The 650-nt window shown below is 36.0% G+C and carries 1 protein-coding gene; it reads left to right on the top strand.

Annotated elements, in window-relative coordinates; all coding sequences use genetic code 11:
- Positions 1-650: fibronectin type III domain-containing protein (locus G4D72_RS13280; RefSeq protein WP_166078212.1), on the top strand; the 650-nt coding region annotated here is incomplete at both ends.

The following is a 650-nucleotide window of genomic DNA, read 5'->3' as shown; positions in this document are numbered from 1 at the left end:
TTACGAGGAAAAAGTAATCGATTTAACTGCTTATCCAGCAGGATCTCAAATTTACATTGCTTTTGTAATGACAAATGACAACGGAGATCGTTGGTTAATAGATAATATAAATTTAGTACAAAAATGTAATGCACCTACAGGACCATTAGCAACAGCTAACGAATCTACCTCTAGTGCACAATTAAGTTGGGGTTCTCCTGCGGGTGTAACTCTTTTTAATGTTCAAGTTTGTCCATTTGCTGATACTTTTGGTGGTCCAACAACTATAAATTATAATGGGGTTACTAACCCTTTTACAGCCACAGGTTTAGCGCCAAATACGCTTTACAAATTTCAGGTACAAGCTGTTTGTCCGAATACATTTACTAGTGATTGGTTTGGTCCAAGAAGTTTTCAAACGGCTTCTTTTGGAGATACTTGTGCCGGTCCGATTGTAATACCGCCAACTTTACCATATCAAACTTCAGATAATACTTCAAATTATTTAGACACTAACGATATTGCTCAGCCTTTGGCGTGTAGTTCACAAGCTACAAATTATATGGCAGGAAATGATGTGTTTTATACATTTACTCCAACTTTTACAGGTAATATTGCTATTACTTTATCACCTACAAATGCTAGTTCAAGTATTCACGTGTACAATGCTT

The organism is Flavobacterium difficile, assembly GCF_011392115.1.
Lineage (GTDB): Bacteria > Bacteroidota > Bacteroidia > Flavobacteriales > Flavobacteriaceae > Flavobacterium > Flavobacterium difficile.
This window is presented reverse-complemented; position numbering and strand designations above follow the sequence as displayed.